This window comes from Gloeocapsa sp. PCC 7428, assembly GCF_000317555.1.
Classification (GTDB): Bacteria; Cyanobacteriota; Cyanobacteriia; order Cyanobacteriales; family Chroococcidiopsidaceae; genus Chroogloeocystis.
This window is the reverse complement of sequence record NC_019745.1, coordinates 2,008,167-2,030,273: the sequence shown is the minus strand read 5'-3', so window position 1 is coordinate 2,030,273 and position 22,107 is coordinate 2,008,167. Positions and strand designations below refer to the sequence as shown.

The 22,107-nt window shown below is 40.0% G+C and carries 11 protein-coding genes and 1 tRNA gene; 3 read left to right on the top strand and 9 right to left on the bottom strand.

Annotated features, from left to right (window positions below):
• Positions 1-731 precede the first annotated feature (731 nt).
• Positions 732-905 carry a hypothetical protein gene (locus tag GLO7428_RS27725; protein WP_015188210.1) on the bottom strand — a complete coding sequence of 58 codons (174 nt, stop codon included), beginning with the start codon at positions 903-905 and terminating at the stop codon, positions 732-734.
• Between the two features lie 673 nt (positions 906-1,578).
• On the opposite strand from GLO7428_RS27725, the gene GLO7428_RS08765 reads away from it, so the two are divergent.
• Positions 1,579-3,072 (top strand): 4Fe-4S binding protein, encoded by a 1,494-nt coding sequence (locus GLO7428_RS08765; RefSeq protein WP_339366807.1) that lies wholly within the window; start codon positions 1,579-1,581, stop codon positions 3,070-3,072.
• Positions 3,014-3,166, top strand: coding sequence for a helix-turn-helix transcriptional regulator (locus GLO7428_RS29695; protein WP_339366806.1), 153 nt, complete (start codon positions 3,014-3,016; stop codon positions 3,164-3,166). Before GLO7428_RS08765 ends, GLO7428_RS29695 begins: the two co-directional genes overlap by 59 nt.
• Positions 3,167-3,352: 186 nt before the next feature.
• Here the strand turns inward: GLO7428_RS29695 and GLO7428_RS08760 are convergent.
• A tRNA-Arg gene (locus GLO7428_RS08760) sits at positions 3,353-3,425 on the bottom strand.
• A gap of 512 nt (positions 3,426-3,937) precedes the next feature.
• Between GLO7428_RS08760 and GLO7428_RS08755 the strand changes: the two genes are divergently transcribed.
• Positions 3,938-4,942 (top strand): helix-turn-helix domain-containing protein, encoded by a 1,005-nt coding sequence (locus GLO7428_RS08755; RefSeq protein ID WP_015188209.1) that lies wholly within the window; start codon positions 3,938-3,940, stop codon positions 4,940-4,942.
• A gap of 167 nt (positions 4,943-5,109) precedes the next feature.
• On the opposite strand, the gene GLO7428_RS08750 is transcribed toward GLO7428_RS08755, so the two are convergent.
• The 7 genes from GLO7428_RS08750 to GLO7428_RS29595 form a co-directional block, all read right to left on the bottom strand.
• Entirely contained in the window at positions 5,110-7,149 is a 2,040-nt protein-coding gene (locus GLO7428_RS08750) for an acylase (RefSeq protein WP_015188208.1), read from the bottom strand.
• 288 nt (positions 7,150-7,437) lie between these two features.
• Positions 7,438-7,659 (bottom strand): MbtH family protein, encoded by a 222-nt coding sequence (locus GLO7428_RS08745; protein WP_015188207.1) that lies wholly within the window; start codon positions 7,657-7,659, stop codon positions 7,438-7,440.
• Positions 7,660-7,681: 22 nt separating this feature from the next.
• A complete protein-coding gene (locus tag GLO7428_RS08740; RefSeq protein WP_015188206.1) occupies positions 7,682-8,440 on the bottom strand; it encodes a class I SAM-dependent methyltransferase in 759 nt (252 codons plus the stop codon).
• 47 nt (positions 8,441-8,487) lie between these two features.
• Positions 8,488-9,882: an aspartate aminotransferase family protein gene (locus GLO7428_RS08735; protein WP_015188205.1), complete on the bottom strand. Its 1,395-nt coding sequence runs from the start codon at positions 9,880-9,882 to the stop codon at positions 8,488-8,490.
• 30 nt (positions 9,883-9,912) lie between these two features.
• Entirely contained in the window at positions 9,913-14,355 is a 4,443-nt protein-coding gene (locus tag GLO7428_RS08730) for a non-ribosomal peptide synthetase (RefSeq protein WP_231295569.1), read from the bottom strand.
• Positions 14,321-18,922 (bottom strand): non-ribosomal peptide synthetase, encoded by a 4,602-nt coding sequence (locus GLO7428_RS08725; RefSeq protein ID WP_015188203.1) that lies wholly within the window; start codon positions 18,920-18,922, stop codon positions 14,321-14,323. Before GLO7428_RS08725 ends, GLO7428_RS08730 begins: the two co-directional genes overlap by 35 nt.
• Positions 18,923-18,962: 40 nt before the next feature.
• A complete protein-coding gene (locus GLO7428_RS29595; RefSeq protein ID WP_015188202.1) occupies positions 18,963-22,097 on the bottom strand; it encodes a condensation domain-containing protein in 3,135 nt (1,044 codons plus the stop codon).
• Positions 22,098-22,107: the final 10 nt, after the last annotated feature.

Sequence of the window (22,107 nt, the reverse complement as noted above, 5' to 3'; positions counted from 1 at the left end):
TATAAATCGCTTTTTTAAACTTTTTACCTATTTTTATCTCCATCAATATAATTGACAATTTAGATTAAGCTATTTCAGCGATTTTTCTGTTCAATGGTACTTGCTTGGCAAGAAGCTGTTCAATTTTTATATTATAGCAATTTTCTCAATTTACTATCAACTTAGTTCTGAAAATTAACACTTGGAGAACCTTTCTAATTGTTTTTCTTCAAACGTAGGATACTTATCTTTAGCTGCGTTCCTAAGGTTTTTATCTGCTGCTTAAGCTTTTTGCTTATAATTAATAGTTTAGGCTTTCTCTAATTACTTTGACATATAATAACTTACAAAAAAGTAATTGTGTTTACTAAAGCTTGAAAAAAATATATACCTTTTCATTTTCTTGTATCATGAATTACTTCAACTCAAAACTTTAGTTTTTGTGACAACCTCTCTCCCAAGAGAAGCTTATTTTCAATCAATACACTGATTTCTTAAAATTATTTTAATATTTTTTGCAATTGCTGCAAGTAATTGTATATCAAATCACCTGATTATTAATCACAAGTAAGTTTTTATTTATGATAGCGATAAGATTTTTCTATAACTTGATTTTTGGTCTTTCAAAGATATTAAGAAAGTAAATTTTTATAAAAAGTTCCTTCAGTAGTTGAGTACGAAATTTGTAACCAATGAAATAGTAATTGATTAACAACTATCGATAGTCGTAATTATTACAATCTAATTTCTGCTTAGTAAAAACGATCCGAAAAGCCTACTTGCCTAGACATATAGCAGTTGACAGTTGACAGTTGGTAGTTGACAAAGTCTTCCCACACTCTCTTCACTGTCCACTGTCCAGTTTTTGGGTAAACGCGATCGACGACTGTTGTAAATTCTTTAGCTAAGTGTTCGTCAGAAATCATTGCCAATATCCGGTGCAGCTTTCTAATGTCAATACAGCTGCGATCTGCTGCGGTAATGCTAAGTCAGTATCTTCAACAGATAGAACAGCGCTATAGGTATAACTATGATTGCACTCTCCAGAGTTGTAGACTTGAATCCACTTCTTAGGCGATCCTTTAACACCATCGACAAAGCTAACACTATTAATTTTGGGCTGAATTTAGAAGTTGCTATTAAACTGAATTGCTGAATGTAAATTTAGTAACGGAATTTTGAAAGAAAGATAATTCACGCAAAAAGGTGATGTAAATATTAAGATTTTATTTAATGGCTCAAAATGAACAAAAGTTTTAGAGTCTATTGGTTAAAACTAAGATCGATAAATTAAAACTATAAACTTTTCTGTCGCGACAGCACTTGACTCGATAATCTCATGCGATCGCATTGTATTTCGCCGCATCTATTTGTTTCAGAAGCTCTACAAGTGTGAGGAATTAATCTTCGATTAAAAATCGCTAATATAGTGTTTCTATTTGATTTGTGAATGTCTTACCAATACGGTTAATCGTTAATATTAATAGCGCTTAACGATTAACCATTGACAGCCCAACGGCTAAACTTCACACCCAAAATAGACTCGCTATGATATGCAGCTTTAGTGAACAGTTCGATTTGAAAATTACCCACAAGCCTATGCCCTACGCCATTACTAAGCGCTGTATTCAGTGTGACAACTGTGTTCCTCAGTGTCCAACAGGTGCGATCAAAGTTATGGAAGGTGACTACTGGATCGACCCGAATTTATGCAATAACTGTCAAGGTTACGTTGCACCACAGTGTATAGTGTCTTGTCCGGTTAATTCACCAGTACCTTGGCAAGCCAAAAAAGGTAGATGCAAGGTTGAGGCGAGAATTGTTCCTAGTCCGGATCTATTTCCAGATGGAAAAAGCCATCCGTTTGCTTCTGCGATCGCCATTTGGGAATTATGCAACGTTCTAGCACAGCGACAATCGCTGCTTTGGGAAACGGATGCGGCGGGAGAACTGTATTATCAACGCCAAATTAACGGTGGTAAAGGAACGATCGCTTTTCGCGTGACAGACACAATCAATTCAGAGTCATCAGTCGCCCTCAAAGGCGAACAGGCTTTATCAGTGATTGAAACGTTTGATATTAGATCTGCGTGTTTGCACTTGCTCTATGTCGCTTATATTACCAACCTAGACAAACCTTGGGAAGAAGAGTTTATCATTAGCGATCGCCAAATTGAGGAATACCTAGGGCTAGATAAGCGCAAAGATTTGGGCAAATTGACCAAGCTATCTTTGATAAAAGAACTTGCGCAACAACCGTGTAAGTTCATCGCGTGTCTGAGTTTGCCCCGACAAGGCAAAATTAAACAAGTTAGCCTTGAAAAAAGCCGCGTGTGGCATTTATTGGACATTCAGCACCACTTTCAAGAAGACGAACTAGGATGCAAACATCTTGTCGGGCTGACGTTCAAAATTAAAGCAGGTCAATGGGCGCAGTATTTTTTAAATCGGCAAGGTTGCAAAGAACGAACTGCATTTTATCAATATGGTACTTTACCCAAAGCTTTACTCAGCAACATCATGAGTATTTGGCAGCAACATGAGGGGGCGGCGCGGATGATGCTGTGGTTATTATTTAAAACCAAAATGGGCAGAGAACAGCGCGTGACAGTTCCTACACTCATGCGAATTGCCTACGGCGATCGCAAACTGAATCAAGTAGCTTTGCAACCGGAACGCCAACGTCTGCTGAGAGTATTTGAAAGCGATCTAGAGATCCTCAATTACTATGGACTCAAACCAGTCTTCGATCCAGTTACCTACCCAGCAGAAATTCAACCATTGTGGGCGAAACTGAGTGATATTCCCGAAGATGCAGAAGCCGCGTTAGAATTTTGGATCGATGATGGCAGTAACAACAACCGTTTAACCGATGCTGCACCGCGTGGTAAATGGAATCGATTGATGAATGCCCGTATCTTATATTTTGAACTACCACACGCCTGGGAATCCCTCGCCAAGTCGAAGAAGCCGCGCAGTACGAACCGCAAAACAAAGTTAAAATCGCCTGCAACGCTGTCTACAGAATATATTCTTGAGGCAAGAAAAAAAACTTGGATTAAGTCAAAGAGACTTAGCACAGCTAACAGGTAAAAGTCAAAGTTGGATTCGCGATATTGAAAACGGGCGTTTCCAAGCTAAGTTAGAAGACCAGATGCTATTGCGAAGAGTTTTAGGGATGCATTAGTCTTTAGACCTGCTTTGAAAATAGTAAGCCCCCTTTGTGGGGGCTGTTTAACATAAGAATTTAGATATATGCCTTTATTGTGTCTAGTGCGCGTCAGGTTTAGCTTGAGTGCGATCGCTGAAACAGTGTTGTTCAGTTTTATGCTGCTAATTCCGTGACTTTACCATCTTCTACACCACACTTAAGCCCTGCCGGAGGGATTCGAACCCCCGTGATACAACTTAGAAGGTTGTTGCCTCATCCACTCGGCCACGGCAGGATAAAAAACTACTTTGCTATATTAGCAACAAGATAGCCTTTTTATGCGCCTTACTCATAGTATCAAAATTTTAGCGATGTCTAACGCACAGCCATCCACGTGCTGGGATACCAATTTGAGTATCGAAAGAAACGATTGAGCAAGTAAACGCCAGAGGCGAATGAAAACGCAGCGATGAAAACACAGAAAACGACTCCAACTCCTGATCGTTGATCCCCAAAGATCGCAAACGCAAAAATTATCGCTACAATAGTAGCCAGTGGTGTTTGTAGCTGGAGGTTGTGCCTAGCTTTGGCAAAGGATTTTGATAGCAGTGTTCTAGCATGACTTTGTAACTAGGCTAATCTAAGTACACCAGTAAAATTGCAAGTTATAAGCGCAGCATAAAGAAGTTGTTTCTATTTCTGATACAGTATTGTCTGTTACTGAGCGCTGCTATATAACATAAAGTACTAATCCGACTTTGCTGCGAACTACGGTAAGCAGCAGCGGGCTGAGGAAAAAACTGTGGTATGACCGTGAAAAAACTATCGGATGCTGACAAAAGCGAAATTCTCAAATTATATCGGGAAACTGGAGAAACAACCTCCACGTTGGCGGAGCGCTACGGTGTCAGTAATTCGACGATTAGCCGTCTACTCAAAGTTACCTTACCAGAAGACGAGTACGAATCGCTGATCGCTTTAAAACGCGCGGCGCGAACTCCGCACTCAGAAAGTAGCAAAGATGTGCAAAGTACGCCTGAGAAATTAGCGAGTGATATTGCACAGCCGCTAAAATTAACACAACCACAGTTAGAGTTAGCGCAAGTCGAGCCAAATGATGCTCCCCGTCTTAGAGGGCGACGCACAGCGCCAAAGCAGCAGCCAAAACTAGTTAAACCCGCAGCACAACAGCTGCAACTACTCGATGCAGACAGTACAGACGATCGCACTGTGACGCCAACGCAATTAGAAGAACGCGAACGTCCGCAAGCGATCAATAACAATACTCCTCAAGCGATCGCACAAGACGTCGAAGATGATGACACTGATACGATTAACGCAATGCTTGGGGAAGATTTAATCGACGAAGACGAAGACGATTTAGAGGATTTGGAAGAAGACTTAGATGATGATGATGAACTCGACGATCTCGACTTAGATGATGATGATGATGAACCTTTCCCCGTCACGCGACCAATCAAAGGTAGTCGAGTTGCTGTCCAAGTTTTACCATTATCAGAAGCGTCGCTACCAAAAACTTGTTATTTAGTCATCGATCGCGCGTCAGAGTTGATTACACGACCGCTACGAGACTTTGGCGATTTGGGACAAATTCCCACTGGCGAAACTCAGCAAAGAACGTTACCCGTGTTTGACAACCATCGTGTCGCGCGTCGTTTTTCCACGAAACGCGACAAAGTTATCAAAATTCCAGATAGCCGCTTGTTGCAAAAAACGCGATCGCACCTCCAAGCAAAGGGAATTACCCGACTACTCGTTGACGGTCAAGTTTATTCGCTGTCCACAACCTAGTTTTAGTTTTGCAGGACGCCTGAAAAGGAAGCTAAACCGCCCCCTGCAAGAGAAAGCGGCTTCCAATTCTAGGGGTTCTGAAGTTAAAGTACCCCAATTTTTTAGCAGGATCATTAATCCTAGAGCCAGACCTACTGATGGCAATATTTAGGGATTTTTTATTTCTTTTAGAATACTTTGCGTTCCTCTAAGTGGGCTACAATTTCCTTTCGGGTTCGCCAAACTGGACGCAATTGTTGACGAGCAAAAAGTGGCAGTTGATCGCTAACATGAGGGGAATTAGGTTGGCTAGAATTACCATAACTGGTGAGAGCCATTGCTTTGACTGGTTGGGAGAATTCAACAGCAGCAACGTAAGAATCACCTCCGACTGCTTGAAAGCGTTCATCACCTGTTGGGGCGAAATTTACTACGCGGAAGATACCTCTATCGCCATCACCGCCATTGGCTGGTAGATCTAACTTGCCAGACCGTAATCGAAAAATTTCACCCCAAGCGACATCGAGTTTTTTGTAAGCTTTTTCTACTGTTGCTGCGGCATCTGCCAACGCTTTGACTGCACTTTGAGGATCAGCCAAGCCATCGGGTGTTGTGAATGGGGATTTCTCATTCCAAGGAATCTTAAATAGCGTATCGAGGTCGATATTGTCAACCCAGAAACTAAACAGTACAGCACCTCGACTATCAGCATCAGCTTTGCGATCCCATGCTACTAAGACCTCAGCAGCGCGGCGTGTTAATTCATCCTCTTGCTGTTTAGCAGTTCCAATCAACTCATCAAGAATCCTTTCAGCTAATTCCATGCGGGTAGAATGCTTGTAGGCAACCATTTCCTCAAAAGAAATGCTGTCATCTTCAGCTAACATTCTGGCAGAACTCTGCGCTCGGAAATACACTGGTCCTCTTGGAGCCATATATAATGGATAATCTTCTGCTTTGATAGCTGGTGGAGACGTTATCGTCCAAGGAGGGTCATTGGCATTTTGCAACCAACCACTAGCTGGGTCAATCACTTTGGGTAAATCTTGGTAAGGGTGATTTTTAGTCCATAAAGTTTTGGATGTCTCACCAGGAATAATCCCTTGCCAGTATGCAAAGTCACCCTGATTACGCATAGGAACTAGACCATTGAATAGGTGCATAATATGCCCTTCACGGTCAGCATACATAACAGTAAACATTGGCAGTTGCAAACGTTGCAACGCTTTCTGAAATTGCGTGAGATTGTTGGCTTTGGCCATATCCCACCATTGTTCTAAAACACCTGAACTGTTTTGCCCAACGACACGCAGTGCTAAGACTTGACCATCTTTCTGGCTGACTACAGGTCCGTGAACAGAACTTTTGACTGTCAATATTTGTTCGCGCAACGATCCATTTTTTTGCTTGATTTTTAAGAGAAAGCTTGTTGTTTCAAAGGGGCGAACTTTGCCATCGAACAGATAGCCATTATTCTGCAATTGCAGTTTGTAGGCATCCCATCCATCATGAGTATTGACGGTGTGAGTCCAACCTAAGCGATCGTTGAAGGCGATCGCTAATACGGGAATACCCACCAATGTTGCCCCATAAGCATCAATACCAGGGGCAGTCATTTGAGCTTCGTACCACAGAAACAAATCTCCCCAAGGTAGGTGAGGGTTAGCTAACAGCATTGCCTTGCCACTTGCAGATCTTTTTGGTGCGATCGCCCAACCATTAGAGGCTGCGGGAGACTGATGCTGGCTCATGTCTGCAACGCTTTCTTGATTTACCACAAAAGTAAACAGTAGTAACCGTTGCAGGTGGCTGAGTACATCTTCTGGCCTGATAGGTAAGACGACTTCTACTTCATCGTCAATTAAATCGGGATGCTTTTTGGCATACGCATTAATTCCAGCCACAAAAGCATTGAGATAACTACGAAATGCAGGGCTTTGTGCTTGATACCAAGTTCTTGTTCGTTGAGGTACGCCCATCGTCAGTACCCATTTGTCTGAATCTAAATATTCTTCTCCCCAATATTCGGCAGCCCTTCCCCGTGCTTGTCCGTACAAGCGCAACAGCAAGTTACCATGACTTTGCATTTGCGCCCAACCAAAGGCTTGAAAAGCGCCTTGGGTGTTATTACCGTAAATATGCGGTATGCCGTATGTATCCCAAAGGATCTCCGTATTTTTGGGTGCAGAGTTTATACTTTGGCTACTTACTACCAACGTAAATATCATGCTGAGTAGAAACGGGAAAAATCTTCTGAAAGGTCTATCAAGCTTAGTGTTAGCCGTAAAAAACATTTTATTTCGCGAAAAAGATTAAAGACTGCGATCGCTCAGCAGATATCAGCAAAACAGCAGTCAGCGATCAATCAGGTCATGCGTGGCTTGCGCAATGACTTTTTTAGTGGGATATTCAATGAACTGTCGTCTACAGTTGTGGCATTTGAACCGTTGCTTGCCGTTGTGAATGCGACCATTCTTTACAGTTTGCAAAAAGGTGTACTAAAGGCAGGCTGACATCTAAGTAGAGACGTTTTGAGTACTACCCTTTCGCAAACTTAGCGGTTTCATATCAGTCCATACTTCTTTAATGTATTCCAAACATTCTGATTTCAGCCCACTTTTACCTGCATCTCTCCAACCAAGAGCATTTTCTCTATCAGCAGGCCAGATAGAATACTGTTCTTCATGATTAACCACAACTTTATAAATAGTTTGGTCTTCTGTATCAACGTTATTCATTGTTTATCAACTCCAAATTTGTCTATTTAGATTGCTTTCTTCCTAAAAAGATGGCATGAAGATTATATTCAGAATTTACCATGTCCCCATCTTCATCATAGATATGAATATCTGTAAATCCTACATTTTTGAGTGCTGTAATAACTTCTATTCGAGAATAACCCCTCACCGAATTATTGATATCTAACCGTTGCCAAAACTCGTCTATTTTTTGAAAAATGGTAATCTTAAATTGACCTACTTTTGCTTCTGAGTTATAGCTATCACAACAAGCCCACGCGAAATCGTCTTTCACATCACCATCTGAAATTGCACCACGCCAAGATTTATAAAAATCTTCCAAATTTAATCCAAACAGAAAAATTCCCTTATCAAGAAGTGAATCATATACTTTTTTGAATACTGCTTGCAAATCCTCAAGAAGTAATATTTCATTAAGACCTGCATTAGCACAAATTACTGCATGAAAAGTAGATGGCAAATCAAAAAATCTGGCATCATCAACGATAAATTTTGCACTGGGGGCATTCTCACGCGCATATTGCAACATTCCTGCCGAAATATCAAGACCTGTTACTTGATATCCTTGCTCACTTAAACATTGTGCTACGTGTCCAGTACCACAACATAGATCAAGAACGTTAGCCCCTTGAATAACATTATATTGTTGTAGTAGCTTTTCAAAAGCTGGCAAAATTGCTTCACAGTACCTTTGACCCCAATAATCGTTATAAATTTTAGCCCAAGGGTCGTAGGTAGCATTAGGTTGAATTGTAATCATGTCCTTATTTTTCTGTTGATTATTGAATTGACTTATCAATGCAAAGTTTAAGGTAAAAAACCACTTTCTCGAAGTTCCTTAATACTATCTTTCACAGCTTGAATAATGTGTGCTAAATCTTCATCAGTATGGGCTGTTGATAATAAACCACCATTGGGAATCATAAAAACTCCACGACAGATAAGATGATAAAAAATCAAATCCAAATTCCCTGAAGCAGAATCTTCAGAATCAACAGCATTTCCTAAGGGAATAGAAGTAAATATGGAACCACAGTTCGCCAAGCGAATCGGTACTTCATCTTCTTGAAAATAAGTATTCAGTTTTGCTACAAACTGAGAAGTACGTTCATTTAATTGTTGTTGAAGGGCATTGCCTTGGCTTTGTAAATATTTAAGTACTGCTCGTGCAGCAGCCATAGCTAGGGGATGTTTGCAGTAAGTTCCAGCAAAAAATGTTGTTTCTACTTGAGGAAAAGATGCATCGCCATAGTTCCACATCCCACCGTCTATTCTATCCATATAAGTTGCTTTGCCAGCGATAATTCCAATGGGTAAGCCACCACCGACAATTTTTCCATAAGTTGCTATGTCTGCTTCAATGCCAAACCATGCTTGCGCTCCACCCAAATGGATACGGAAGCCGGTAAGCATTTCATCAAAGATTAAAGCGATACCAGATTTTTGAGTGATTTCTCTTAATTGAATAAGAAAATCTTGCGGTTGTATATCCGGTCGTTCATCTTGAACAGGTTCGACTAAAACAGCAGCTAATTCATGTTGATAAGCTTTAATTATTTCTAATGATTTAAAATCTCCATAATCCAAAACTAAAATATCTTGAGCTACAGTCGGCAAGACACCAGGAAAACGTGGAACTACAATAAATTCATCGTCTATTTTCTGTCTTTTAACTAAAGTGCCATCAAAATGCCCATGATAAGAACCTGCAAACATGACAATTTTTCGCCGACCTGTTGTAGCGCGTGCTAGACGGATTGCTGTCATCACAGCTTCTGTACCAGTATTACTAAAAGTCACGCGTTCCATCCCTGTGATTTCACAGAATAACTGTGCAACTTCACCAGCTAAGTCTGATTGTGGTCCAATATGTATACCTTGCTCTAATCGCTCTTGTATGGCTTCTTTGATAAAAGATGGATTATGACCAAAAAGATTGACTCCAAAGCCCATCACAAGGTCTAGATATTCGTTACCGTCAACGTCCCACATTTTAGAACCAGAAGCACGTTTGCCAATAATGGGATAGACCATTTCTTTGAATATCTTGTGAAATCCCATAGAATTTCTTCTATCAGCAAGGACAGAACGATAGGCTTGGGTTAACTGTTTTGATGTTTGTGTTTTATTGATGTAACGGTCAATGAAATTTTCTAGTTGTTGAAGTTTTAAGTTACTTGTAGATGCTGAGGTTAATTGCATGATAGTAATATGTAGTAATTTATTGAAAACTTAAATATTTAATATTTGCTGCTTTGGAGTTTCTAAAACTCCTGTTTTTATTAGATATGACAAGTAAGTATTGAGTAAATTCTCATCCACTGGGGGGCAAGTAATAGCCGTATTAGCCAGCCCCTTGGTTGTATTTTGACAATCAAATTTTAATAATATTGAGTTATGAGTTTTCGGCGCGTTCAACAATGGTACAAGTGGAAATAATGGATGTTCTGGATGGTGTTCAGCAATGTTAATTAAAGCTGCTTGCCATTGTTGTTCAGAAACTTGTTGCAGTGAATAGCCAACGCCACGGAGTAATTTGATGAGTGTATTGGAATGCAAGGGTTGCGAATTTACAAAATGAAAAGCTTTACTAAGAGATTGCTCTTGTTTTGATAAATAGACTATAGCTTTGCTTATATAATCTACAGGTGCTATGTCTTCAATCATATTGGCATCTGGCACTTTTTCAAGTTTGATACAGCCGACGATCAACCTATATAAAAAGTCATTGCGATTGAATACTCCGGTTTGGCTGTGTCCAGAAACACGTCCTATTCTATATATACATACAGGAAGACCGCGATCGCGGGCAATGGTGACTAACTTTTCGGCAACCCATTTACTCTGAGTGTACCCACTAGATGGCACTTGATAATCATCAAGGCTGTCTTGTTCTCGTACTACTTTTACCCCCGAATAACCTTTAGCAGAAAAAACCCCATCAGTTGACATAAAATGCACAGGTTTGACTTTACCTTGAGATGCTAATCTCAAAACTTCCTGGGTTCCTAATACATTTGCCGCCTTGAGTGTAGCGTATGGGAAAGCATGGTGAACCAATGCCCCATTGTGATAGATTACATCAACTAACTCCGCCATTTCTTGAAATTTCTGCTGCGAAAGTCCCAAGAGTGGTTCAGATAAATTACCTACAATTGCAATAATTCTAGGACTGAAAGAATTATCCCAAAGTAAATAGGATTCGAGGCTACTTTTAATTCTATTTTTGCCCTCTTCTGTGTTAGCAGCACGTACTAAGCAATAAATATCTGCGCGAGTTTGCTGTAAGAGTTCATAAAGTAAAAATGATCCTACAAAACCTGTGGCACCAGTTAAGAAAATTTTAGCAGGCTCAGTTAGATACTCAATTGGTGCTTTAGGAAGTATTGCCGAATCAAGGACAGCTTCGGCTTGCCAATTAATTTGACTTTTAGAAGTCATCGCGACGGTAGAGTAACCCATTTTTTGAGCCGTTTCAATACTTTGGGCTAAACTAGCAATTGTTGGCATTTCCCACAAACTACTTAAAGGTAATTCTATTTGCCATGTTTGACGTACCTGAAAAACAAGCTGTGTTAGGAGTAAAGAATGTCCTCCCAAGTCAAAAAAGTTATCTTCGATTCCAACTTGTTTAACCTTGAGCAAATCAGCCCAAATTTTTGCTAGTTTCTCTTCAACTGGTGTACGTGGTGTTCTATAGGTTGTTCCAATATTGGCATCAATCTGGTCAGCTATAGAGAGGGCTTTGCGGTCTATTTTGCCATTGGGTGTAAGTGGTAGTTTGTCCAATAGGACAAAAGCAGAAGGAAGCATATAATTTGGTAGACTTGCTTTGAGTAATTGTCGTAACTCTGGTATCAGTTCGCTATTTTTTTCTAAATCATTATTTTGAGTGTTAGGAACAATATATGCTACTAGTCGTTTATCACCAAAGTTATCTTCTATAACTACAACTACACTATCTTGCACCATCAAATGCTGAATTAATTTAGCTTCTATTTCTCCTAGTTCGATACGGAAACCACGAATTTTTACTTGCTGGTCTACGCGACCAAGGATTTCGATATTACCATCGCTGCGGTAGCGTACTAAGTCTCCTGTTTTGTATAGCTTTGTATCTCCTGTGTCAAAAGGGTTAGGAATGAATTTCTCAGCAGTTAACTCAGGTTGATTGAGATAACCTCGTGCTACACCTTGACCGCTAATATACAATTCGCCAGGAATACCGATAGGAACTGGTTGCAGATAGCGATCTAAGATATAAGTTTGAATATTAGAAATCGCTTTGCCAATAGGTATTTCTTGAGTAAAAGTTTGCTCTGATAAATCATAAGTTGTAGCTACCACTGTGGTTTCAGTAGGACCGTAGCTATTGACGAGTCTAATTCTTTTATCTACACACTTTTGCCAAATTAATACTTTATCAGTTGAGGCTTTTTCACCACCGATAATCACTAATCTTACAGATAATGGTAAAGTTAACTTGAGCGCATATAACTCAGAAGTTAATTGCTGCCAAAAAGCGGTGGGTAAATCTAATATAGTCAGCGATTGTTGTCGGCATTTTTCTAAAAAGTAAGAAATTGAAGTTAACATTTCATCAGTGCGCAGCACCAAGGTTGCTCCTTGTACTAAACAAGGAAAAATTTCTTCGGCGGCTGCATCAAAGCTAATGGAAGCAAATTGAAGAATGCGATCGCTAGAATTTATTTTATATTCCGTGATTGCTGCTTGGGTGTAGTTAACTAAAGACGCTTGTTCAATCATCACCCCTTTGGGTTTGCCTGTTGACCCAGACGTATATATTACATATGCTAAATTGTCAAGTCGGTTTTGATTGATAAGATTAGTTTGCGGTTGTTGTATGATTAACTCTTCGTTATCGATACATATAACTTGGGCTGAGGTATCTGAGAATTTTGCCGAGAAAGATTCCTGGGTAAGTAACACTGACACTTGAGCATCAGCTAACATATACGCTAACCTTTCTTGCGGATACGCTGGATCTAGTGGGAGGTATGCGCCGCCTGCTTTGAGAATTGCCAATAATCCTACTATCATTTCTAGGGAACGCTCTAAACAAATTCCCACTAATACTTCTGGCGCTACTCCATGTTTTTGTAGGTAATGAGCGAGTTGATTAGCTTTTTGATTGAGGTGTTGGTAAGTTAAATGTTGATTCTCGTGTACTACTGCTACTGCATTAGGTGTTTTTTCTACTTGTGCTTCAAATAATTGATGAAGGTACACGTTCTGCGGATACTCTGTTTGAGTATTGTTCCACTTCACTAATAAAGTTTGCTTTTCTGCTTCTGTCAACAAAGGTAAGTCTGACAGGCGCTGCTGAGGATTTGTAACTATACCTGCTAACAAGTTGTTCAAATGCCCTAACATTCGAGTCATCGCATCATCATCAAAGCGATCGCGATTGTAAGCAATTTCTAATGACAACTCTTTGCTAGGTACGACTGTCACCGTTAGAGGATAGTTTGTCCGTTCATCAGTAACAACATTCAAAATTTCTAGATTATCAATTTGCCGTTTTGACGTGTCTACTGGGTAATTTTCAAAGACCAAAATGCTGTTAAATAAAGTCATTCCCCGTGGTATTTCACTCCACCTTTGTACCTGTACTAAGGGGCTGTATTCATACTGAGAAATTTCTGCTTGTTGAGCCTGAATATGTTTGAGGAAAGCTACAACAGAAGTATCTGCTGCTACCTGCACCCTCAGAGGTAAGCTGTTAATGAACAATCCCGCCATAGATTCTGCACCAACCAGCGTTACCGGACGACCAGAGACGGTGACACCAAAAAGAACATCTGTCTCACCACTGTAATAACTTAAAAGCCAAGCCCAAGCACCTTGTAGTAAAGTATTGAGAGTAATTTGCTGCTGACGAACGAGCGATCGCATCGCTGCGGTTTGGCTGGCTGACAGTTTGATTTGTTGGGTTGCATATTTTATTTGGTTATGAGTGCTACTCAGTGATTTTTCAATACGTAGGTTAGTAGGAGCAGAAAAACCACTCAATGTCTGTCGCCAAAATGCCTCAGCCTTTGTTAAATCTTGTTTATGTAGCCATTTGATGTAATCTCGGTAAGGACGGGGAGGCGCTAACTGTAATTCTTTACCTTGACAAAAGGCAGTATAAAATTTAAAAACTTCCTCGAGCAACAATGATGTAGACCAACCATCCGTAATGAGATGATGAGTGTTCCAGACGAATTGGTAAGTGTTTTCACTCAGTTGAATTAACGCCAAACGCATCAATGGCGCTTGGGTGAGATCAAGCCCTAAAGTGCGATCGCTCTCTAAAAAAGCTGCTAACTTTTCTTGCTGCTCAGTAGACGAAAGGTCTTGCCAGTTGTAGTGCTTTAAAGGTAGTTGCACCTGACGCAGCACTATTTGTACAGGTTCTTTTATACCTTCCCAGCGAAAACAAGTCCGCAAAATTGAATGACGCTGAATTACCTGTTGCCAAACTCTTTCAAATACAGGAATATTCAGTTGACCAACAAGGGTACATACTAATTGATTAAAATAAACTCCTGTATCTGGTGCAGATAAGGTATGAAAAAGTAATCCCTGCTGCATTGGTGAAAGAGGATAGAAATCCTCGACATTTTGCATACCCATTTCAAACGTCTCCAATTGCTGCAATGATGTTTTCAAGGTCAGTGTCGCTCCACTGAAAGTCTGATAAATCTGCTGGAAGCGAGTCATTTTCAGAAATTTCTTGGTGTAGCGATGGCGTTCCACCCAGCGTAGCTGAACGCAATGCTTTGATAAAATTCTGAGCTAGATTCTCAACCGTTCCTTGGCGATGAATCGCATTGCTGTAAGTCCAACTGATTTGCAATTGTTCTGCAACTACAATCGCGTTGATATCTAATAAATGACAACGGCTTCCCTTGGGACTGCGTGCAGCGCCAATATCTGCGTCTGCTAGGCTAAAGGGCGATGATTCTGAAAGAACTTGGTCGGATTGTCCCAAATAGTTAAACAGCACCTCAGCTTGCGGTATTTGCAGTTTTTCTGCGATTGATTCGTCGCTACTCAGATAACGCAGTACTCCATAGCCGATACCGCGATTGGGAATCTCGCGTAACTGCTTCTTGATAGTTTTGATTGTCGTGGCTAGGTCAGAAGTTGCTGGCAAATTTAATAATACTGGGAAAATGGTCGTAAACCAGCCCACAGTCCTTGACAAATCCACATCATCAAATATTTCTTCCCGCCCATGTCCTTCTAAATCCAACAGCAGTGTTGGCTCTCCCGTCCACTCAGCAAAAGTTTGTACCAATGCGGTTAGTAATACATCGTTAATTTGGGTTTGATAAGCAGCTGGTACTTTTTGCAACAAAGCTTGCGTATCTGCGACACTCAAGGACACAGATATCGTACGAGCCGAAGCCTGTGTGTTCTCGCCTCCAGGAAAATCTACTGGGATGGGAGCAACCTGACGGCGGGATTCTGAACACCAGTAGTCTAGTTCTTTTTGCAGTTCGACTGATTGTGCGTAGTTTTTCAACTTTTGCGCCCACTGCTGGAATGAAGTTGTTTTAGCTGGTAATTTAATTGCCTCACCCGCTTGTATTTGGGCGTAAATAGTTTGGAAGTCTTCTAAGAGAATGCGCCAAGAAACACCGTCAACAGCTAAATGGTGAATGATTAGTAGTAAGTAGCTGGGCTGATTTGTACCACACTCAAAAATCGCCTCTTGTACTAAGGGACTCTGAGAGAGATTAAAACTAGCCTGTAATTTTGTAGCTGCGGAGGCGATCGCATTTTGTTGTTCTTGCTGTGACAATGCAGAAAAATCGTAGCAGATCGCTGGTTCAATATCTGTGCGAGTCGCGATCGCTTGCTTCCATCCCGATTCCTTGACAAAATGTAAGCGAAGTGCATCATGATGCAAGATTAACTGCTGCATGACCTGCTGTAAAATCTCCCTGTCGAGATTTTGTCGCATTTCCAGCAAAATTGCCTGATTGTAGTGATGTGGCTCAGGCTGATTTTGCTCAAAAAACCAATGTTGAATCGGGGTGAGAAATACATCCCCTTTGACTAATCCCTGCTCCGCTTGGATAGTGCGAACCGTACCCGCCACGGCTGCTAATTTTGCAATTGTTTGATTATCAAACATCTGCTTAGGAATTAGTTGCAAACCTGCTTGATTAGCTTTAGCAATAATTTGGATACTCAAGATCGAATCTCCGCCCAACTCAAAAAAGTTGTCGTGGATACCTAAGCGTTCCACACGCAAAATCTGAGTCCAAATGTCTGCTAACAATTTTTCAGTCGGTGTAGTAGGTGGTACAAAAGTACCCGACTCGGCTCTAACTTGTTCGGGTGCTGGCAATGCTTTTGCATCTACTTTACCGTTATTTGTCAAAGGCAATTCCTTCAATGGCACAAAAACCGAGGGAACCATATAATCAGGCAGCTTTTCTTGCAAAAAGCTTTGGATAGCGTCGATAGAACTGGCTGATTCTGCATTCCAAACAATGTATGCAGCTAAATGTTTGTTACCTGGAATATCCTCTCGTGCTATGACGACGGCTTCCTTTACCCCTGAATGCTCTAAAATAACAGACTGAATCTCTGCTAATTCAATGCGGAAACCACGAATTTTTACCTGGTCATCAATGCGTCCTAGATATTCCAGAACCCCATCTATTCGGTAACGCGCCAAATCACCTGTTTTATACAGCCTCTCTCCTGGTGTTTGAGAAAATGGGTTGGGAATGAACTTTTGTGCAGTCAATTGTGGCTGATTGAGATAACCTCTAGCTAATCCTAAGCCTCCAATGTGTAACTCACCCACTACACCAATCGGTACTGGTTGACAGTGTTGGTCAAGAATATATAACTGAGTGTTAGCAATAGGCTCACCAATAGCGACTGAAGTCGAATGTTCTTTTGTTGGTACTTTGTAAATACAACAACCGACAACTGTTTCTGTTGGTCCGTATTCATTTACCAACATTGTCTCTGGTGCAAACTCGCGCCAAAAAGCAATATCTTCAGCCAACAAATTCTCACCACCAATGATGAAGGCTCTGGTGCGACCTGCGGCTTCTTGCGGTGATAAAATCTGACAGAGTAACTTCAAATGAGCCGGTGTAATTTTTACCAAGCTTAAGTTAGAGCGATCGCGTAAAGCATTAGCCAGAGTTTCAATACCTTGGTCTGGTGAAAGAATTTCTACCTGATTTCCCACCAATAAAGGCGAAAAAAGGCTGGTAATCGTTAGGTCAAATCCTAAAGGAGAGTGAACTATTGTTCCTGTACCTTGCTCAACACCGTACGCTTGGCTACACCAACTGAGGTAATTAACTAAGCCTTGGTGGTGAATTAATGTCCCTTTGGGTTTACCAGTCGAACCGGAAGTGTAGATAATGTAAGCCAGATTTAGAGTTGTAATATCACTGACTGGGTTATTTGGTGGCTGCTGGTTAATGATTTGCCAATCAGTATCTAAGCAAATGACTTGAGTTGCAGAAATTGGTAGGTTTGCTGCTAGATGTTGTTGAGTTAGTAGTATGGGTGTTTGAGCATCTTTTAAGATAAATGCTTGACGTTCTAAGGGATAAGTTGGCTCAATTGGTAGATATGCTCCACCTGCTTTAAGGATACCTAATAAACCAATAACCATTTCTAAGGAGCGTTCTACACAAATCCCCACAGGTACTTCTAGCTTAACTCCTAATTGCTGTAAGTAATGAGCTAGTTGATTAGCACGAGTATTGAGTTGACTATACGTGAGTTTTTCCTGTTCAAACAATACCGCTACTGCGTCTGGGGTTTTTTCTACCTGCTCTTCAAATAATTGATGAATGCACTTATTTTTGGGATACTCAGCTTGAGTCGTATTAAAATCAACTAGCAGTTGATGTAGCTCGTTTGGCGGTAATATCTCTAACGCACTAATTGCAGATAACGGATTTTTTAAGACACTGTGCAATAAAGTCTCAAATTCGCCTGCCAAGCGATTGATGTTTTCTACGCTAAATAAATTAGCATCGTAATGAAATTCTACATTCAAATAATCGTTGCCTTCTAGGCAAGAACATTTAATTTTAAATCTATCAATACAGGTGTACTGTTTATAAATTGAAAAGCAAATATTAGCAGGAGAAGCAATATATTTATCATTTTGCGATTCAAAATCGAAACAAAATGGTAAACATGATTCTGTTATATCCTTATTAGTTTGTTTAATTTGCTCCCAATTAAAACTATCCTGCCATTCAGAAATTTCTTGGAAGCATTCTTGAATTTGTTGTAGAACTTCACTAAAAGAACTAATTAATTTTAAATGAGTGTGTAACGGTAAATATTTAGCAAATAATCCTAATGCTGTTGCTAATTCTTCGTAATTACGACCATTAGTAGCCGTACCGATAACTATTTCCGATTTTCCAGTCAAGCGCATGAGCAACACTTGCCAACAAGCTAATAAGAATATAGAAACAGAAGTATTATATTTCTTAGCTAAATTTTTAATTTCTTGATTTAAATCATAATTTATCTGCAAGCTGACAACTTGAGGCTTAAACTCTTGATTGGCTTGCGATTGATTCTCTAATGGCAATCTTAAATTCAGAAGGTGAGCAATATCCTGTTTACGCCAATATTCTCTCCCTATTTCTGTATCTTCTGATTCAAGTAACTCATTTTGCCATTCAGCAATATCAGCATACTGTAAAATTTCGTCAGATAATTCTTGACTTTGGAAACAAACTGCGTAGGAAATGCTGATTTCTCGCACCAAGTTGTTCAGCGTTCGAGAATCTGCACACAAAGCGGGTAAACTTAAAAGCAATATATGTTTTAGCGACGATAAAGTTATGAAGGTAATACGCAAATTTTGCCCTTTTTCATAATCAAGGGGCAACTGAAGCATATCCTGGAAAATTACATCAATTTTAGCTTTTTGTTGCTGAGTTTCCCAGCCAGTTAAATCATATTCATCTTCCCAGATAATATCATCATTATTGATGACTTGAACTGGAATTTCCAGCCCTGGTAAGCATTTGAATTTAGTCCTCAGTATTTCATGTTTATTAACAACATTTTTTAAAGCTAATTTTAGATTGTCTCTGTCTAGCTTGCCTTCAATTAAAGCTGCTACTTGGGCGCGAAATGGTGTTTGTTTATCTGTGGGTTGTAACAACCACAGATGTTTCTGGAGCGGGGAAATTCGGACACCTTCAATAATTTTGCTTTGCATCATATTTAAAAATAAGGATTATATTCACGCAAAGGAAATAGGGCTATGAGGTACTGCTAATGTTAGATTTTTGTTTAATCTTCATTAACTTCTGATGAACTGTATTTTTATACTCTTTTTCTTGATTGAGTTGTTTTTGATGGTCAGATTCTTTAAGTTTTTCTATTAGCTGGTTTAGTTGGATATCTGGTTTTGTAATCACACACCGCAGAAGTGTTTCTAACTGTTCTGCCATGCGGACTATAGTGCTGGATTCAAATAAATCAGTTTTATATTCAAAGCAACCATTAATACCTTCTGCTTTCTCGAAAAGTAATAACCCTAAATCAAAAGGAACTCTCTGCTTGTTGGTATCGAATGGGCTAAGGGTGAGATCAGGTAAAGACAAAGTAAGTTTTTGCATATCTGCTGTAGCTACATTCTGGAAAGCAAACCACACTTGAAACAGAGGATTATAATTTAGGTCGCGCTCTAACTGCAATTCTCCAACTAACTTTTCAAAAGGCAAATCTTGATGAGCATAAGCTCCTAAAGTTACTTCACGTGTCCGATGGAGCAATTCGCTAAAACTAGGGTTTCCTGACAGGTCTGATCGCAAAACTAAACTATTGACAAAAAAGCCTATTAGTCCTTCAATTTCGCTGCGGTTGCGATTGGCAATAGCTGAACCTACAAGGATATCTTCTTGCTTAGTGTAGTAGTAGAGTAACGTGTTATATGCAGCTAGCATGGTCATAGAGAGGGTGACATTCTCTCGCCTGCTCAGTAATTTCAGTGCATTGCTGAAGTCTTTGGATAGTTGGAATGGTTGGATTGTGCCAGCATAAGTTGGCTGCAAAGGTCGAGGCTTGTCTGTGGGTAACTCTAGCTTTATAGGTGCGTCTTTAAGTTGCTGTTTCCAGTAATTTAGTTGGGTTTCTAGTACCTTTCCTTGCAACCATTCTCTTTGCCATACAGAAAAATCTGCATACTGAATTGGCAAGTCAGGAAGTATCAGCGATTTACCTTGGCTAAAAGCTGCATAAAAGTCTGCTAGTTCCCGAATCAGTACCGTCATTGACCACAGGTCAGAGATAATGTGGTGCATTGTTAGCAGCAAGACATACTCTGCTTCGTCTAGCTGTAGTAATGTGGCTCGTAGTAGTGACCCTTGGGCTAGGTTGAAAGGACTTTGTGCTTCTGCGAGTGCAATGTGCGTTGCTTCTGTTTCTCGTTGTTGAGGCGATCGCTCATTTCCTCTGAGGTCTACTCTCGCTATAGTAATCTCTGTAATCGGTTGAATTTTTTGAACTGGTTGCCCTTCAACTGTAGTAAAAACTGTGCGTAAGGTTTCGTGACGGCTGACGACTGCTTTGAGACTTTGCTCTAAGGCTGTGCTGTTAAGTGACCCAGTTAAGCGTACAGCCGTAGGAATATTATAAGTATGATTTCCTGGGTCTAATTGATCGAGCAACCAGAGTCGTTGTTGAGCAAAAGATAAGGGTAAGTTTTTACTTCTGCTAACAGGTTTTATTGGCAAAGTCTCAAATTTTTCCCCAGTTCTGATTTTCGTTTCTATTCTTTGGGCGCATTCTGCTATGGTTGGCGACTCAAACAAATAACTTAGCGGTATCTCTACCCCAAAAGCATCCCGAAGGCGAGATATTACCTGAGTTGCTAACAATGAATGTCCGCCTAAATCAAAAAAATTATCATGATTGCCTATACATTCTCTACCAAGGATTTCTGTCCATATTCCTGCTATTACCTCTTCTACAGGAGTGCGTTGAGTTTGTACAACTTGGTTTTCTGTAACTGGTGCAGATTTTTGTAAAGGTCTCACTCTTGGAATTTGCTCAAGAGGAATTTGCGCTAAAAGTGTTTGCAGTGTTGCCTCTGGATGAGAAATAATTTTGTTTAATAGAGTTAAAAAATGTTCTAAAATCTGCCCTACATCAGCACTATCAAAACGACGTTGATCGTAAACGCATTTCAAATGTAATTCTGATTCAACAGATACTAAGAAGGTCAGGGCATATTTAGTTTGTGCGCCAATGGAACGCGAATCAGATATGTTAATGCTTAGATCAGTAGACTGTAATGCATTTATATTTACAGGATAGTTCTCGAAAACTAAGAGACTTTCATAAAGAGGTAAATGTCCTGGTAATTCACTGCAATGATGAACTTGCCCTGCATCGCTGTGTTCGTATTGTCGTAACTCAAGATTAAATTTCTGGATATTGTTGAACCAGTACCATAAATTTTCTTGCGGATCAATTTTTACTCTTAAAGGTAAAGTATTAATAAAAAGCCCGATAGTTGATTCGATTCCTGGTAAATTTGCTGGACGACCGGAGACTGTAATTCCAAAAACGACATCATTTTTATTACTATAGCGGCAAAGAAGTAATGCCCAAAGTCCTTGAACTAAAGTGTTCAATGTGAGGCGATGGGATTTTACTAAAGACTTGATAACTGTTGTATTTGTAGCATTTAAATAGATTTCTTTCTCACCATATTTTGCTTTATTGGCAATATCAGTTAGAGGTTCTGCTGTTATTCCTAATGGAGTGGGTTTTGTAAATTCTTTTAAGTTTTTTTGCCAAAATTCTTTAACTTGTAATTCATCTTGTTGCTTGAGCCAGGTAATATAATCTTTGTAAGGGCGAACTGGTTTAAGGTGTAACTCTTGACCTTGACTTAAAGCTTGGTAAAAAGATAAGAATTCTTGAAATAATAAAGGGTTGCACCAGCCATCCATGAGAATATGATGAGAAGTCCAAACGAATTGATAAGTACGATCGCCCGTTTGGAAAAGTGCCAAACGCATCAGAGGTGGTTGAGATAAATTGAAACCGCGATCGCGATTGCTCTGAAGATAAGCTTGCAATTGTGCTTGTTGTTCTAGCAAAGAATATTCTCGCCAGTCTTGCTGCTCTAATGGAACTGCTACTTGTCGCAAAACTACCTGAAGTGGCTGTTGCTCTTTCCAGACAAAGCCTGTTCTTAAAACTGAGTGCCGTGCAATAATCCTCTGCCAAGCTTGCTCACAAGCCGATACATTGACCTCTCCCTGTATGGTGAAAATAGATTGCTCAAGATGAATACCGGAATTAGGAGCAAATAATGTCTCAAACAGCATCCCTTGCTGAGTTGGAGACAATGGATAAATAGCTTCAATATTTTTCTTATTCATTGCATTTTCC

Bases quoted from the DNA above. Each gene is read 5' to 3' on its own strand.
- GLO7428_RS08740 (WP_015188206.1), bottom strand. From the start codon at position 8,440: ATGATTACAATTCAACCTAATGCTACCTACGACCCTTGGGCTAAAATT.
- GLO7428_RS08725 (WP_015188203.1), bottom strand. From the start codon at position 18,922: ATGATGCAAAGCAAAATTATTGAAGGTGTCCGAATTTCCCCGCTCCAG.
- GLO7428_RS27725 (WP_015188210.1), bottom strand. From the start codon at position 905: ATGATTTCTGACGAACACTTAGCTAAAGAATTTACAACAGTCGTCGAT.
- GLO7428_RS08745 (WP_015188207.1), bottom strand. From the start codon at position 7,659: ATGAATAACGTTGATACAGAAGACCAAACTATTTATAAAGTTGTGGTT.
- GLO7428_RS08750 (WP_015188208.1), bottom strand. From the start codon at position 7,149: ATGATATTTACGTTGGTAGTAAGTAGCCAAAGTATAAACTCTGCACCC.
- GLO7428_RS29595 (WP_015188202.1), bottom strand. From the start codon at position 22,097: ATGAATAAGAAAAATATTGAAGCTATTTATCCATTGTCTCCAACTCAG.
- GLO7428_RS08735 (WP_015188205.1), bottom strand. From the start codon at position 9,882: ATGCAATTAACCTCAGCATCTACAAGTAACTTAAAACTTCAACAACTA.
- GLO7428_RS08755 (WP_015188209.1), top strand. From the start codon at position 3,938: ATGACCGTGAAAAAACTATCGGATGCTGACAAAAGCGAAATTCTCAAA.
- GLO7428_RS08765 (WP_339366807.1), top strand. From the start codon at position 1,579: ATGCCCTACGCCATTACTAAGCGCTGTATTCAGTGTGACAACTGTGTT.